Source organism: Polaromonas sp. P1_G2 (assembly GCF_056405515.1).
Genome location: NZ_JBFUBY010001266.1, coordinates 1 through 433, shown reverse-complemented (window position 1 = coordinate 433; position 433 = coordinate 1). Strand labels below are relative to the sequence as shown.

The 433-nt window shown below is 63.0% G+C and carries 1 protein-coding gene; it reads right to left on the bottom strand.

Going from position 1 to position 433, the window contains the following annotated elements:
• Positions 1-433, bottom strand: a 433-nt coding sequence (locus AC1D0P_RS30075; RefSeq protein WP_477680075.1) for a 3-deoxy-7-phosphoheptulonate synthase, incomplete at both ends; no start/stop codon positions are given.

Below are 433 nucleotides of genomic sequence, written 5' to 3'. Positions count from 1 at the left end.
GATGCGTGCCTTCCGAATGGTGGATGGCGAAGAAGTTTTCGACCTCGCTCAGGATCCGCTCGAACGGCCGGGTCTTGTAGTTGTTGAGCGTGATCGTGTTGCCATGCATCGGATCGCAGGACCAGACGACCTTGCGGCCCTCGCGCTCGACGGCGCGGATCAGGCGCGGCAGGTGCTCGGCAACCTTGTCATGGCCGAAGCGGCAGATCAGCGTCAGCCGGCCGGCTTCGTTCTGCGGATTGAGGATGTCGATCAGTTCGAGCAGGCCGTCGGCGGTCAGCGAAGGGCCGCATTTGAGCCCGATCGGATTCTTGATGCCGCGGCAATATTCGACATGCGCATGGTCGGCCTGGCGGGTACGGTCGCCGATCCAGATCATGTGGCCTGATGTGGCGTACCAGTCGCCGGAGGTCGAATCGACGCGGGTCAGAGC